Consider the following 14,717-nt stretch of genomic DNA (forward strand, 5'->3'; position numbering starts at 1 on the left):
CAACAAGGACGCGACGACATGACGACACAGCCAACTGACGATAACCGCGTCGATATCTTCACCGACGGTGCCTGCAGCGGCAACCCCGGCCCCGGTGGTTGGGGGGCGATCCTGCGCTTTAAGGGTGTGGAAAAGGAACTGTCGGGGGGCGATCCCGAAACAACCAACAATCGCATGGAAATGATGGCCGCGATCAGTGCACTCGAAGCCCTGAAACGTCCGTGCATCATCAATATCTATACCGACAGCAGCTATGTGCGCGACGGCATCACCAAATGGATTTTTGGCTGGCAAAAACGCGGCTGGAAAACCGCTGATAAAAAGCCGGTCAAAAATGTCGAACTTTGGAAACGGATGCTCGAAGCCCTAAAACCCCACCAAGTCGAATGGCACTGGGTCAAAGGTCACGCAGGTCATCCCGAAAACGAACGCTGCGATGAACTGGCCCGAATGGCTGTCCCGAAATAGCGATAAATCATTATAATTTATAATAAATACTTGAAGATGAACGTCTTTGCCCCAAAATATGTGGGGCTTTAAGTCTTTAGACTGTATTATTTATAAGAAAAACAAAATCAAACTTGCGTTCCGACGAACTTCCGGGTTGAGTTAACCTCGACGTTGGGGGGATTGGCCCCCATACAAAGGTCGAGTACGATACAGCTTGGCTCGTTGGAGATGGGTGCCTAGGAGAATACGCTTGTCGCGCGGACCGTACGGTTTTTTACAACGGAAGTCCCTCAGCAGCCGGCTGCTATTTATAGCATTGCCGCTGGTCTCTGTATTCTCTCTCGCCTTGTTCATTATCTTTGGCTACATCAGCTATAAGGTGCTGCGCGACGACCTCAATGGCAAGGTCGAACAAACCGCCGATATCAACGCCCGCGTGCTGGCAACCCCATTCTGGTATCTTGATGTCGATAATATCGAATCGGCCCTGAACGCCATGGCGCGTGACCGCGACATCGTCGCCGTTCAGGCCTTGGGGGCAGACGGAACCGAATTTGCCCATACCGGCGTATCCCAAACCGAGTTGGCCGATACCTTGCGTCTGTCGCGCCGGGTTTATTTTGAACGCAACAATGTCCGCCACGATGTTGGCGAACTGGTGATTTACTTCACCGAGGAACGCGTCAAAAACCTTCTGATGCGCCGTATCGCAATTGACATGATCTTGTTTGGCCTGCTGATCTCGGTGGTCGCGGCCAGCCTGTTGATCGCCAACAAACGGTCGATCAAAGAACCGCTTAATCGTCTTTTGCATTCCATCCGCATGACCAAACATGGGCGCCTGCGTCGCCCCGTGGAATGGAACAGCTCGGATGAACTGGGTCTTTTGATCCGCGAATATAACGAAATGGTCGCCCTTCAGGGCCAATCCCAAGAAGAAGCCCAGCGTAAACAGGCCCTGCTTGAAGCAACCCTTCATAATATCGGTCAGGGCATCTGCCTGTTCGATCAGGACCTTAATCTGATGGTCTGGAACGAACGCTATATCGAATTGCTTAATCTGCCGCGCGATCTGGTCAAGGAAGGCACCCCGCTTTCCGATATCCTGCGTTTCAACGGTGAACGCGGCGAATATGGCGATGTCAGCATTCAGGCGCTGATTTCCGATCGTGTTGCGATTGCGCGCCGTCGCGAACCTTATCGTATGGAACGCACCCGCCCGAACGGCCGCGTCATTCAGGTTGATCACAACCCAATGCCCGGCGGCGGCTATGTTGCGACCTATACCGACATTACCGAACGCAAACAAACCGAAGCCCGCATGCGCCATCTCGCCGTGCATGACGTGCTGACCAGCCTGCCCAACCGCACCTTGTTCCTTGATCGCCTGCGGCAGGCATTGCTGTCGGCACGCCGTTTCCAACGGGGTGTGACCGTGCTGTTTGTCGACCTTGACCGGTTTAAGGACATCAATGACCACTTTGGTCATGACGTCGGCGATCTGATGATTCAGGAAATGGGGCAGCGCCTGTCACGGATCATCCGCGATTCTGATACGGCCGCACGTCTTGGCGGCGATGAATTTGCCATCATCCAGACCGACGTTCAAAACATCGAAGACACCATTGCCCTGGCACAACGCATCATTGATGAACTTTGCCAGCCATTTGATTGCCGAGGTGTGCGTCTGCATTCCACCGCCAGTGTCGGCATCACCCTGTTCCCAGAGGACGGCGAAAACCCCGAACAGCTGGTCAAAAATGCGGACATGGCGATGTATGCTGCCAAGGCCGAAGGCCGCAACAATTACCGCTTCTTCCTGCCATCCATGCATGAACGGGTCAAAGAACGCAAAACCATCGAAGAAGATCTGCGCCACGCGCTGGAGCACGATCAGCTTGAACTGTACTACCAACCCAAAATCGACTGCCACAACGAACGGGTTGTCGGTGCCGAAGCCCTTGTGCGCTGGCACCACCCGGAACGCGGCATGATCCTGCCCGGCGAATTTATATCGGTCGCCGAAGAATGCGGCTTGATCAACCGTCTCGGTGCGTGGGTTCTCGAAAAGGCGTGCAAGCAAACGCAAATCTGGCGCGAATCAACTTTGCCCGGCATGCGCATTGCCGTGAACCTGTCCCCCGCACAGTTCCAGGACGCCGAACTGGTTGCCAGTGTCACACGGATTTTAAAGGACACCGCCCTTCCCGAAGGCACACTGGAACTCGAAATCACCGAATCCATCCTGATGAACAATCCGGAAAAGGCGGTTTCAACCCTCAAAGAGCTCAAAGCCCTTGGCGTGCTCATCGCGATTGATGACTTTGGCACGGGCTATTCATCGCTGAACTACCTGAAACGATTCCCGGTCACCTCGATCAAAATTGACCGATCCTTTGTCAATGACATCCATGTGGACGAAGATGACAAGGCAATTGTCGATGCCGTCATCGGCCTTGGCCACAGCCTGAACCTCGAAGTCGTGGCCGAGGGTGTGGAAGAAGTCGAACAGTTCAAATACCTGTGTGAAAAGGGCTGCGACTTCATTCAGGGCTTCTTGTATTCCAAGCCTTTGCCGTCCGACACCTTCGTTAAATGGGTCAATGAACGCCAAAGTCAGGAAACCGAAAAGGTCTGCGCGAAAACCTAGTAAACCGCACTGGGTTCAGACGGCTGTTTACCATCGCGCGGCATCACCGGACCGCTGCCAGACGTGCGATCCACCAGATCGACAATTTCGGAAATCACCCGCACCAACTGGTAATCCTTTGGCGTATAGACCGCCGCAACCCCCATTTGGCGTAACACAAGCATATCCGCGTCCGGAATGATCCCGCCAACAACAACGGGAATATGCCCCGCCCCCTTGGCGCGTAATCCATTGACCACATCACGCACCAACGGCACGTGCGATCCTGACAGGATCGATAACCCGATCACATGCGCGCCTTCATCAATCGCGTTGCGTACCAGTTCATCCGGCGTCCAGCGGATGCCGTCATAGACAACCTCAATCCCGACGTCACCGGCCTTAACCGCAATCTGTTCCGCCCCGTTGGAATGCCCATCCAACCCCGGCTTGCCAACCAGCATCTTCATGCGTTCACCCAGCTTCTCAGAAACCTCGTCAACGCGTGTACGCAACGTCTGAATATTGTCCGCATCCCCGGTGACGATCATGGATGTAATGCCGGTCGGCGCACGGTATTCGCCAAACACCTCGCGCAGGGTTTCGGACCATTCGCCGGTGGTCACACCGGCATGCGCACAGGCAATCGAACTTTCCATGATATTGCGGCCTTCGCGCGCGGCCTGTTCCAACCCCGCCAGCGTATCTTTCACCGCGGCCTGATCCCGATCGGATCGCCAGGCTTTCAGTTTTTCGATCTGTTCCTGCTCGGCCATGTCATCGACGGTCATGATCGATTTTTCGCCCGACGTTAATGGCGATGGTTCGGTCTCGGCAAAGGCATTGACGCCCACCACCTTGGTCGCGCCGCTTTCAATATCGGCCAAGCGCATGGCATTGGATTTGACCAATTCCTGCTTCATATATCCGGCATCCACCGCCGCAATTGCCCCGCCCATCGCATCAAGCCGGGCCAATTCTGCCCGCGCCCCGTCTTTTAAGGCACCGACCTTGCGCTCAATCGCGGGATTGCCATCAAACAGGTCCTCATATTCCAAAAGATCGGTTTCATAGGCCATGATTTGCTGAAGTCGCAGCGACCATTGCTGATCCCATGGCCGCGGCAGGCCCAGCGCCTCGTTCCACGCTGGCAACTGCACCGCACGCGCACGCGCATTTTTTGACAGCACCACCGACAACATTTCGATCAAGATGCGATACACATTGTTTTCGGGCTGCTGTTCGGTCAGGCCCAGCGAATTGACCTGCACCCCATACCGGAACCGACGGTATTTGGCGTCCTTGATCCCGTAACGATCCCGGGTGATTTCATCCCACAATTCGCAGAACGCCCGCATCTTGCAGATTTCCGTGACGAACCGAATGCCTGCATTCACAAAAAATGAAATTCGGCCGACGACTTTGGCAAAATCTTCTTCGGGCACCTGTCCTGAATCCCGGATCGAATCCAAAACCGCAATCGCCGTACCAAGCGCATAGGCCAATTCCTGCTCTGCCGTCGCACCCGCTTCTTGCAAATGGTACGAACACACATTCATCGGGTTCCATTTTGGCACCTCGCGATATGTGAATGCCGCAACGTCTGTAATCAGTTTCAGGCTGGGCGCAGGCGGAAAGATATATGTCCCGCGCGACAGGTATTCCTTGATGATGTCATTTTGCGTTGTCCCCTGAAGGCTCGCCCGCGCGGTTCCCTGCTTTTCCGCCACCGCGATATACAGCGACAACAACCACGCCGCCGGGGCGTTGATCGTCATCGATGTATTCATTTGATCAAGCGGAATACCCTCAAACAACGTCATCATGTCGCCCAGATGCCCGACAGGCACCCCGACCTTCCCGACTTCGCCGCGCGCCAAAATATGGTCCGCGTCATATCCGGTCTGGGTCGGCAAATCGAACGCGACCGAAAGCCCCGTTTGTCCCTTCGCCAGGTTCTGACGATACAGCGCGTTTGATGCCGCTGCCGAACTATGCCCGGCATAGGTGCGAATAAGCCACGGCCGATCGCGTTCCGGGCTTGTTGCACTGCGCTTGTTTTCCATCGCCATCACGACCTCGCGTACTTTTATTGCTGACATTGTTACATTTAATTGCGCATAAACGTTATTAAATTATCCACTAGACATCATTTGGATAATTATATAACAATTTGTGCAACGCGATAAAAGCGAAAAACACGCCACCCCGAAAAACCACCGCGCGAAACCGCCGGGAATTCGGGGAATATTCCGGGAAACGAAAACAAATTCCGGGACTTGGCGGTTTCGCCGAACGCAGCGCAACACAGGATCATCAAAGGGTCATTTAAAGACACCACAGCCCAGCGCGATTCGGATCGACCCGAAAAAGGAGTAAAGGCCATGAACACCACCGCTGAAGTGCTGCCTTTCCGTGGCGGTCAGGACATCAAAGATCTGTATGAGATCGGCGAAATCCCGCCGCTCGGCCATGTACCCAAAAACATGTATGGCTGGGCCATTCGCCGCGAACGTCACGGCGAACCCGATACCGCCATGGAATGCGAAGTTCTGCCCGTCACCCAGCCAGACAGTCACGAAGTCCTCGTTCTCGTGATGGCGGCCGGGGTGAATTACAACGGTGTGTGGGCATCCCTTGGCAAACCGATCTCGGTCTTTGATGTCCATGACAGCCCGTTTCACATTGCCGGGTCCGATGCATCGGGCATCGTTTGGGCGGTCGGATCCAAAGTCACGCGCTGGAAAGTCGGCGACGAAGTCGTCATTCACTGTAATCAGGATGATGGCGACGACGAAGAATGCAACGGCGGCGATCCGATGCTGTCCCCGACCCAGCGGATTTGGGGCTATGAAACGCCTGATGGATCATTCGCACAATTTACCTGTGTGCAATCCCAGCAACTTATGCCCCGGCCCAAGCACCTGACGTGGGAAGAAAGTGCGTGTTACACCCTGACCCTTGCCACCGCCTATCGCATGCTGTTTGGCCATCGCCCGCATATCTTGCGCCCGGGTCATAATGTTTTGGTTTGGGGGGCGTCTGGGGGATTGGGGTCCATGGCGATCCAATTGATCACCACCGCTGGCGCCAATGCCATCGGGGTTATTTCCGATGAATCAAAGCGTGAATTTGTTCTGGGCCTTGGGGCCAAGGCCGTCATTAACCGCAAGGATTTTGAATGCTGGGGGCAATTGCCGACCGTGAATGGTCCGGAATTTGGCGCCTATATGAAAGAAGTCCGCAAGTTCGGCAAAGCCATTTGGGACATTACCGGCAAGGGCACAGACGTTGATATCGTCTTTGAACATCCGGGCGAGCAAACCTTCCCGGTATCGTGCAATGTGGTTAAACGCGGCGGCATGGTTGTGTTTTGTGCTGGCACCACCGGCTTTAACCTGACCTTTGATGCCCGGTTTGTCTGGATGCGCCAAAAACGCATCCAAGGCAGCCACTTTGCCAACCTGAAACAGGCCGCCCAGGCCAACAAGCTGATGATCGAACGCCGCATCGATCCCAGCATGTCCGAGGTGTTTGGCTGGGATGATATCCCGCGCGCCCACATGAAAATGATGAATAACGAACACAAACCCGGAAACATGGCCGTACTGGTACAGGCCAAACGCCCGGGCATGCGCACCCTCGAAGAAGCAGTCGAAACCTGAACCCACATAAAGGATCGACTGACCATGGCATCCCGTTTGCGCGTTCTTCCCCTGTCCGGCATCGGGATGCCAGCCCCTCTACCAACGAACAACGGCCTTACACAGCCACGCCGATCCAAGGACCAAAACCATGACAGATACCGCCCTGCTTTCTGATCTGAACCGTTTGTGTGACGATACTTTGTCGGCATTGGCCCCGGTCTATGACGCGGCTGAAAATGCGCTGCGTGCGTCTGTCACGGTCGATGGCAAAATCGACGCTGCCGCGTTTGATGAAAACCAATTTTCCGCCCACGGCTTTGCCTGGTTCACCACCTATGTCACCGCCCTTCAACAAATGAAGGCATGGTCAGATCGCCTAACCGCTCAGGATAAAAACGGCCCGCTTGAACAGCTTATCCTTCAGGCCGCCTTTGGCGAATATTTGGCCCAGATCATGGGCGGCATCGCAATGTCGCAGGGCGAATTTATCCGCCTTTCCACCCTTGGCGTGGCCCCCAATATCATTGCTGCCTTTTGCGCCAACCCGTCGGTCATCACACTTGCCACACATGGCAACTGCGATGCCACGCGCCGCGCAATTGCCGAGAACATCCAAGACAGCCTTGATACCGGCCGCTTTGGCGAAACCGGCCTTGAAGACGAAATGCTCGATATGGTCCGTGATCAGTTCCGCCGTTTTGTCGATGAAAAGGTCGCCCCCCATGCCCATGGCTGGCACGAACGCGATGAACTGATCCCGATTGAAATCGTCGATGAAATGTCCGAACTCGGCGTCTTTGGCCTGACCATCCCCGAAGAATTCGGGGGCCTTGGCATGGGCAAAACCGCCATGTGCGTTGTCACCGAAGAACTCTCTCGCGGGTATATCGGGGTGGGATCACTCGGCACCCGATCCGAAATTGCCGCCGAACTGATCCGCCTTGGCGGCACGGAGGCGCAAAAACAACATTACCTGCCCAAACTGGCATCGGGCGAAATCCTGCCCACCGCGGTCTTTACCGAACCCAACAATGGTTCGGACCTTGCCCATCTGCGCACCCGGGCGACCAAAAACGGCGATACCTATACTGTGACGGGCAACAAAACATGGATCACCCACGCCGCACGATCCGACTTAATGACGCTTCTGGCCCGCACCAACCCGGATGAGGCGGGCTATCGCGGTCTTTCGATGTTATTGGCGGAAAAACCACGCGGCACCAACAGCGATCCCTTCCCCGCCAACGGCATGTCGGGTGGCGAGATCGAGGTGCTTGGCTATCGCGGCATGAAGGAATACGAACTGTCCTTTGATGGCTTTGACGTGCCGGCCGAAAACCTTTTGGGCGGCGAAGAAGGCCAGGGCTTTAAACAGCTAATGGCAACGTTCGAGTCTGCCCGCATTCAAACCGCCGCGCGTGCGGTTGGTGTTGCGCAAAATGCGCTTGAAATCGGCATGCGCTATGCCAAGGACCGCGTGCAGTTTTCCAAACCGCTTTACGCCTTCCCGCGGGTCTATGGCAAAATCGCATGGATGGTCGTTGAAACCATGATCGCCCGCCAACTGACCTATTTTTCCGCCCTTGAAAAGGATCAGGATATCCGCTGTGACATCGAAGCGGGCATGGCAAAGCTTTTGGGCGCGCGCGTTGCGTGGTCAAACGCCGACAATGCGCTGCAAATCCATGGCGGCAATGGCTATGCGCTGGAATATCAGATCAGCCGCGTTCTATGTGATGCCCGTATCCTAAATATTTTTGAAGGGGCCGCTGAAATTCAGGCACAGGTCGTCACCCGTGGCATCCTTGGCCGATGAACCGGGAACTGATCTGCTAAGCAATTAAAACTATTCACAAATCAGATTATCGAACCGTGGCCCTGTACCCCACAAGGCCCACCTTGGCCCGTCGAATATGACGGGCCTCTTTTTTATATCAACCTAAAGTATGATACATTACTCCCCAATCTATGGTGGTACACTTCATCGACATGAACGCAGGTCAATAAGAACCGGCGCAATATCGGCAAAAAGCCGCAAGGGGAAACAGGGAGCGACGTAAAATGAATCACGTCTCCGCCACGTCTAACAACACAATCTATGCGCGCATAGGCAACACCAAGGACCTTTTTGATCCGCACGCCGACCAGCTTGCCCAGGCATTGGTTGACGCGCTGTTTGGGGTGCCGGAAAACACCACACCTGCAAACATGCCGCAAAACCTTGCCGATGATCTGGCCAACCGATTTCGCTCGATGGCCAATGCCACCTCGGCGGCGGAATTTAACAGCTGCTTTGACGGGCACATTCTGGCCAACGCGACGGCGGATTTTACCCCCGATCAGATTGTGCAGGCCTATCACGATACCGCTGCCAACTGCGCATCCCTTGCCACCAGCTCAAAACGCGCCGGTCCGCCTTCGGCTTTTGTCGACGCCGCGCGCGCCCTTTTGATGGCCGATATGGCAAGTTTGATGAACGCGCTGGGTGCCATGCAAACACAACGGCGCGCCGCATCCGAAGTCCAATCAATGTCGGAAATCATTGAACGCGAAACCGATAACATCATTTCCGAGGTCGGTTTTCAGGCAGGCCGCACCAATGACGTCGCCCAGGCAATGGAAACCGATGCCAATGAACTTTCCGGCTTGGTCGAACGGATCACCGCCACCACCGAAATCGCCAGCAACAATGTCTCCACCGTTGCATCGGCCACCGAAGAACTTCAGGCCTCCAGCCATGAAATCGCCGAGCGCATCCACAAAACCAATGACATCGCCGGTCAGGCTGTCACCCGCGCGCAAGAAACATCGCAAACGATGAACAGCCTGTCTGACACCGCAAGCGAGATCGGCAAAGTCGTCGACATCGTCAAACGCATTTCCGATCAGACCAAGATGCTGGCCCTAAATGCCACGATTGAGGCCGCACGTGCGGGCGACGCGGGCAAGGGATTTGCCGTCGTCGCGAACGAGGTCAAAAACCTCGCCACCCAGACCGAAAAAGCCATCCTTGATATCAACGCGCAAATCTCCGCCATTCAAGGCGCCACGTCTGAGGCCGTTACCGCGATTGAGGGCATTGGTGGCGCAATCGGCGAAGTCAGTCAGCTGTCATCTGACATTTCCGCATCGGTCGAACAACAAACCGCCGCGATTGCCGAAATTTCCAACAGCGCACAGGAAGTCTCCACCCACATGCAGGGGATTTCAAACGATATTGCCCTCGCCAGTGACAAGTCGCAAAACGCCACCCAGACGGCGGAAAACCTGCGCATTTTGGCATCCAACATCCGCAACGACATCACCGAAATGGAAAACCGGTTCCGCGGTGTGTTGCGCAGTGCCGATGCCACCGGCCATCAAAACGAAGAACGCGCGCCAATTGCTGTCGACATCACCGTTGATTTTGGCAAGGGCGACGTTCGAACCGGCGTCACCGCTGACATGTCACCAGCCGGGCTGCTCGCACGTATCGACGCCAGCGACCAAGACCGCGGCAAATCGATCATCATCACCATGGATGACGACACGGTTCTGCATGGGGTGGTCAAGGCGACCTCAAACCTTGGGACGCATGTTCAATTTACCGAGATCGATGATCATGCCCATCAGGTGATCCTCGATCATTTGCGCAAAACCCACGATCATGACGGCAAGATCGCCGATCTTGGTTTGGAACTGGCCGCCGAACTTGGCAAGGTTCTGGAATCAGGTCTTCGCAACAATGAAATTGACCAAGACGACCTGTTCAATACTCGCTATGAGCCGATTGAAGACAGCGACCCGCAACAATTCATGACGCCCTATATCGAATTCACCGATCGCCATTTCACCCCGCTACAAGAAGCCATACTGGAAAAAGACAAACACATTGTCTTTGCCGCTGGCGTCGACACCAACGGCTATCTTCCGACCCACAATAAAATCTATAGCCAACCGCAAAAGCCCGGTGAACCGGCATGGAATATGGGCAATTGCCGCAACCGGCGCATCTTTGATGATCGCGCGGGTCTCATGGCCGGGCGCAACACCAAACCGCACCTGCTGCAAACCTATTTCCGCGACATGGGCGATCATGTTGTCTTCATGAAAGAATGCGACGTACCGATCATGGTCAACGGGCAACAGTGGGGTAATCTGCGGATCGGTTATCGTTCCTAATCCCAAAAAATTATACAGCCGTCAAAAAACACCCCGGCCATCTGACCGGGGTGTTTGGCTCTTAAGTTTACTTTGCGGCTCGCAGTGCAGGCCGCTCAACCATCCGTAAGTTCTGCAACATCAATCAGGTCCACTTCACGCGCCAATATTTGTTTGTAGGCGATCAGTTTATCACGCGCCATCACCGGAAGATCACATTCCTCATAGGTCCGCATTTCCGCGTCGTCAAAATCGATTTCAAGCGCACACCATTGGCCAGTTGCCCCATCCTGAATACGCGGAGTGTCATCGCTGCCGATTTCGATCTTCATGCCGTCATAGACAAACTGCACATAGGTCAAATCCCAGCCCGCCTCGCACTGACGGATGGCCGGTTTGCGAATATGATCCTTTAACGCCTCAACCAGCGGCCAGAACGTCACATCGGGCACAAACACGTCAATGTCATTAAGCGGCCGCGTCCCGCCATAGGCCTTTACAGCCAAACCACCGCAGTAAAGGCGCGGGGTGTCGTATTCACGAAATTTGTCTTCAATCCATTCCAATGCTTTCATTGGTGGATATCCTTAAATCGAAACGGGAGTTAACTGTGCGAATGTAAAATGGCCTCGGCGATTTCGCGTTCGATCTCGGCCGGGTAGTCATAGAACCCCGGCTTGAACGAGGCCGCACCACCCGATGCCAGCCAATCAATCCCGCGAATAAGGATGGCGGAAAACGGATCAAACAGATCCTTGCCCGATCCACCCATCCCCGGTGCCAGGTTCAGCAAGCTGCCGCGGTTGAGCAAATAAACCTCCCGGCTGTTTTCAAGCTCAAACCGTTCGATGTGGCGGCGCATTTTGGTTTGTTTTTGGCGATCAAGCCACGCGACATCGATCTCGGTATTGGAATGCCCGACATTGATCAAAATCGCCCCGCGACGGCATTGCTTGATTTGGTTTGCGCCCAAAATGCCCGAAAGGCCGGTGGCGGTCACAATGATCGCGTTTTCTTTCAGACCATCTTCAAGGGAAACCACCCGGCATCCGTGATGCTGGGCTTCAAGGGCGCGCACTGGATCGCGTTCAGAAACCGAAACCACCGCCCCCAAATTCCGCGCACGTTCCGCCACACCACGCCCGACCGGCCCAAAGCCAATCACAAGCACGGTGCGCCCATAAAGCGCCAATCCGGTCACATTGGAAAAGACCGGCCACATTTCCTGCGCGACGTGATGGCGATTATGCAGGCGATCCTTGATCGCGATGTCGTTCCAGTTAAACACCGGAAACGCATATTCAAGCTTTTCAACCCGGTGCACGCCCGTGGTGGTCGCCTCAAGCGCGCCATCCACTTTCTGCCCCTTTTGCACAAAGGCCTCAATCAACTCCCCGCCCATATCGGCAATGATGTCAGCGGGCTCGGACGACAGGATATCGATGCTTTTGGCATATTCATCCGGGGTCATGCCCGAAAATGCATGTACCTCGACCCCGTTGGCCGCCAAATAGGCCGCCGCAACATCATCGGTACTATCCGGATTGCACGCACCAACCTTAACCTTTGCCCCGGCTTTAACAAACGGCAACAGGGTCGGAATGGTGTCTTCCAGAACATGTTGGAAACTGACGATGGTTTTATCGCGCAGATCGCGTTTGGCGACATAATTTCCGTATTTTGCCGTGACCGGGCAAATAACGTCGCGCCATGCAAGGGTTTCGTCCGTGATCTGTGCGGCAAGGGCCAGGTCTTTGATGCGGCTGGTCATGTCGGCGGGTCTCTTAACATCGTGGGGCAATTCATCTGCCCGGACGTTAAAGCCAGCCTGACCGAATGGAAAGCATTTCTCTCCATTCGGTCACTGGTCAAAGGTCACATTATCTCATTCATCCGCCATCCTATCGGATGGCAAAATCCCTTAATCAAATGGCGGGATTTCCAAGCCACGCTGAACGGCAGGACGTGCCAAGCCGCGCTCAAGCCATGCCGGAACGTTTTTCAGCTTGTCATATTCGACCAAATCACCGGCCTCATAAAACACGTTAATCGCCCGCACCCAACCAAGGGTGGCGATATCGGCAATGGTATATTCATCGCCCATGATCCAGTCACGGCCTTCAAGACGCTGATCCAACACACCAAGCAACCGCTTGCTTTCATTGGCATAGCGATCACGCGGGCGCTTATCTTCGATCTCTTTGCCAGAAAACTTATAAAAGAACCCAAGCTGCCCAAAGATCGGGCCAAGCCCGGCCATCTGGAAATAGACCCATTGCAGGGTTTCCATCCGCTTTGCCGGATCACTTGGCAGGAACTTGCCGGTTTTCTCCGCCAGATATTGCAAAATCGCCCCGGATTCAAACAATCCCATCGGCTTGCCGCCCGGCCCATCCGGATCAATGATCGCCGGTATTTTGCCATTGGGATTAAGCGACAAGAATTCCGGCGTCCAGGTTTCATCATCGCCGATTTTGACCTGGTGTACTTCATACTCAAGCCCAAGTTCCTCAAGCAGGATCGAAACCTTCACGCCATTTGGCGTCGGATAGGAATAAAGCTGCAAAATATCGGGATTCTTGGCAGGCCAGCGTTTGGTAATTTCAAAGTCAGACAAATCAGCCATCGGGATGTGATCCTTCGTTTAACAAAAGATATCGCGAAATCATCTCGGCATTCTGGCGTAAACAAAAACCGCCTTGCCGAAACATCATATCCCAGTGATTTAGGCCAAATCTTTTGAAACGCCAGCACCTTTTAAACAGTTTCCTGTTTCTGGGTATTGCCCCAACGGTCTGTTTGGCGCAGCATATCGCCGCCCGTAATATAATGGCGATGGTTGAACCTTGGGCCGCACCGGCGCGTATGCCATTGCACGATAAGATTTCGAAAAATCCCCATAAGGGGAAAAGCAGGGAGAAACACAAATGGCTGCATTTCTTCAGATTGGTGCGATGCTGGCGATGGCCGCGGTTGCGGTCGTGCTGATTTTGGGCATCGTTTCCATGGCGCGCGGCAAAGATGCCCGCAAATCCAACAAGTTAATGCAGCTTCGCGTCTTGCTTCAGGCCCTCGCGCTTTTAATTTTGTTTATTCTGTCTTTCATGGCGCTTGGGAAATAGCCCCCTATTTTTTCGTCTTATCGTTCTTCATCCCTTTTTCCACAATTCTTCTGACATAACGGACGACACATGGTTCAACTGACACGCATCTACACGAAATCTGGCGACAAGGGGAAAACCGCCCTTGGTAACGGATCACGCGTTGCCAAAAATGATATCCGCGTTACCGCCTATGGAACGGTTGATGAAACCAATGCCGTGATCGGTGTCGCCCGCCTGCATTCGTCCGATAACGCCGATGTCGATGCCATGTTGGCCCGCATCCAGAACGATCTTTTTGATCTGGGCGCTGATCTGTGCACGCCGGGCGATGGCACGGACGATAATCCCGAACAACCCGCCCTTCGCATCACCGCCAAACAAACCGAACGCCTCGAAGCCGAAATTGATCGGATCAACGCAAATCTTGATCCGTTAAAATCGTTTGTGTTGCCCGGCGGCAGTGCCTTGGCCGCACAGCTTCACGTCGCGCGCACCGTATCGCGCCGCGCGGAACGCTTGATCGTCGAACTGGCGGGAATCGAGGCCATCAACCCCGAAGCCGTCCGCTATATCAACCGCTTGTCGGACCATATGTTTGTCCTGTCGCGCCACGCCAATGATGGCGGCAAAGGTGACATCCTGTGGCAACCGGGCCTAACGCGGTAACAAAAACCGAAAAACCCCCTGTTCAAGCGGGGCTTAGTCCCTTATCAAGATATTCAAGGGCGAGAAAATCAAGTGAAGAAG

At 54.5% G+C, this 14,717-nt stretch carries 11 protein-coding genes; 7 read left to right on the top strand and 4 right to left on the bottom strand.

From position 1 onward, the window contains the following. Positions 1-18 precede the first annotated feature (18 nt). Positions 19-468: a ribonuclease HI gene (gene rnhA, locus HCZ99_RS01475; protein WP_167445131.1), complete on the top strand. Its 450-nt coding sequence runs from the start codon at positions 19-21 to the stop codon at positions 466-468. Between the two features lie 232 nt (positions 469-700). Further along, positions 701-3,100: a putative bifunctional diguanylate cyclase/phosphodiesterase gene (locus tag HCZ99_RS01480; protein WP_254869388.1), complete on the top strand. Its 2,400-nt coding sequence runs from the start codon at positions 701-703 to the stop codon at positions 3,098-3,100. Here HCZ99_RS01480 and HCZ99_RS01485 read toward each other — a convergent pair. Then, positions 3,097-5,151, bottom strand: a complete 2,055-nt coding sequence (locus HCZ99_RS01485; protein ID WP_167445932.1) for a protein meaA — start codon at positions 5,149-5,151, stop codon at positions 3,097-3,099. The two genes, HCZ99_RS01480 and HCZ99_RS01485, sit on opposite strands and share 4 nt — an antisense overlap. Before the next feature lie 312 nt (positions 5,152-5,463). Here HCZ99_RS01485 and ccrA point away from each other — a divergent pair, with 312 nt between their 5' ends. The 3 genes from ccrA to HCZ99_RS01500 all read left to right on the top strand — a co-directional run bounded on the left by ccrA (position 5,464) and on the right by HCZ99_RS01500 (position 10,887). After that, on the top strand, positions 5,464-6,744 hold the full coding sequence (gene ccrA, locus HCZ99_RS01490; RefSeq protein WP_167445132.1) for a crotonyl-CoA carboxylase/reductase: 1,281 nt from the start codon (positions 5,464-5,466) through the stop codon (positions 6,742-6,744). Between the two features lie 130 nt (positions 6,745-6,874). Beyond that, positions 6,875-8,542, top strand: coding sequence for an acyl-CoA dehydrogenase family protein (locus HCZ99_RS01495; protein WP_167445133.1), 1,668 nt, complete (start codon positions 6,875-6,877; stop codon positions 8,540-8,542). A gap of 245 nt (positions 8,543-8,787) precedes the next feature. Next, entirely contained in the window at positions 8,788-10,887 is a 2,100-nt protein-coding gene (locus HCZ99_RS01500; RefSeq protein ID WP_167445134.1) for a methyl-accepting chemotaxis protein, read from the top strand. A 95-nt stretch (positions 10,888-10,982) separates the two neighbouring features. On the opposite strand, the gene HCZ99_RS01505 is transcribed toward HCZ99_RS01500, so the two are convergent. The 3 genes from HCZ99_RS01505 to HCZ99_RS01515 all read right to left on the bottom strand — a co-directional run bounded on the left by HCZ99_RS01505 (position 10,983) and on the right by HCZ99_RS01515 (position 13,492). Continuing rightward, the gene (locus tag HCZ99_RS01505; protein ID WP_167445135.1) at positions 10,983-11,441 is read right to left on the bottom strand and encodes a hypothetical protein; all 459 of its coding nucleotides are present in this window, start codon (positions 11,439-11,441) and stop codon (positions 10,983-10,985) included. A gap of 29 nt (positions 11,442-11,470) precedes the next feature. Beyond that, positions 11,471-12,637, bottom strand: a complete 1,167-nt coding sequence (locus HCZ99_RS01510; protein ID WP_167445136.1) for an adenosylhomocysteinase — start codon at positions 12,635-12,637, stop codon at positions 11,471-11,473. A 150-nt stretch (positions 12,638-12,787) separates the two neighbouring features. Then, the gene (locus tag HCZ99_RS01515; RefSeq protein ID WP_167445137.1) at positions 12,788-13,492 is read right to left on the bottom strand and encodes a glutathione S-transferase N-terminal domain-containing protein; all 705 of its coding nucleotides are present in this window, start codon (positions 13,490-13,492) and stop codon (positions 12,788-12,790) included. A 301-nt stretch (positions 13,493-13,793) separates the two neighbouring features. On the opposite strand from HCZ99_RS01515, the gene HCZ99_RS01520 reads away from it, so the two are divergent. Both HCZ99_RS01520 and HCZ99_RS01525 read left to right on the top strand, forming a co-directional pair. Next, positions 13,794-13,988 (top strand): twin transmembrane helix small protein, encoded by a 195-nt coding sequence (locus tag HCZ99_RS01520; protein ID WP_167445138.1) that lies wholly within the window; start codon positions 13,794-13,796, stop codon positions 13,986-13,988. A gap of 69 nt (positions 13,989-14,057) precedes the next feature. Beyond that, a complete protein-coding gene (locus HCZ99_RS01525) occupies positions 14,058-14,636 on the top strand; it encodes a cob(I)yrinic acid a,c-diamide adenosyltransferase (protein WP_167445139.1) in 579 nt (192 codons plus the stop codon). Positions 14,637-14,717 lie beyond the last annotated feature (81 nt).

The sequence above is a fragment of the Thalassospira lucentensis genome (assembly GCF_011806425.1).
GTDB classification, from domain to species: domain Bacteria; phylum Pseudomonadota; class Alphaproteobacteria; order Rhodospirillales; family Thalassospiraceae; genus Thalassospira; species Thalassospira lucentensis_B.

Excerpts from the sequence above, each read along its gene's own strand:
- rnhA (WP_167445131.1), top strand. The coding sequence starts at position 19 with ATGACGACACAGCCAACTGACGATAACCGCGTCGATATCTTCACCGAC.
- HCZ99_RS01485 (WP_167445932.1), bottom strand. The coding sequence starts at position 5,151 with ATGGCGATGGAAAACAAGCGCAGTGCAACAAGCCCGGAACGCGATCGG.
- ccrA (WP_167445132.1), top strand. The coding sequence starts at position 5,464 with ATGAACACCACCGCTGAAGTGCTGCCTTTCCGTGGCGGTCAGGACATC.
- HCZ99_RS01495 (WP_167445133.1), top strand. The coding sequence starts at position 6,875 with ATGACAGATACCGCCCTGCTTTCTGATCTGAACCGTTTGTGTGACGAT.
- HCZ99_RS01500 (WP_167445134.1), top strand. The coding sequence starts at position 8,788 with ATGAATCACGTCTCCGCCACGTCTAACAACACAATCTATGCGCGCATA.
- HCZ99_RS01505 (WP_167445135.1), bottom strand. The coding sequence starts at position 11,441 with ATGAAAGCATTGGAATGGATTGAAGACAAATTTCGTGAATACGACACC.
- HCZ99_RS01510 (WP_167445136.1), bottom strand. The coding sequence starts at position 12,637 with ATGACCAGCCGCATCAAAGACCTGGCCCTTGCCGCACAGATCACGGAC.
- HCZ99_RS01515 (WP_167445137.1), bottom strand. The coding sequence starts at position 13,492 with ATGGCTGATTTGTCTGACTTTGAAATTACCAAACGCTGGCCTGCCAAG.
- HCZ99_RS01520 (WP_167445138.1), top strand. The coding sequence starts at position 13,794 with ATGGCTGCATTTCTTCAGATTGGTGCGATGCTGGCGATGGCCGCGGTT.
- HCZ99_RS01525 (WP_167445139.1), top strand. The coding sequence starts at position 14,058 with ATGGTTCAACTGACACGCATCTACACGAAATCTGGCGACAAGGGGAAA.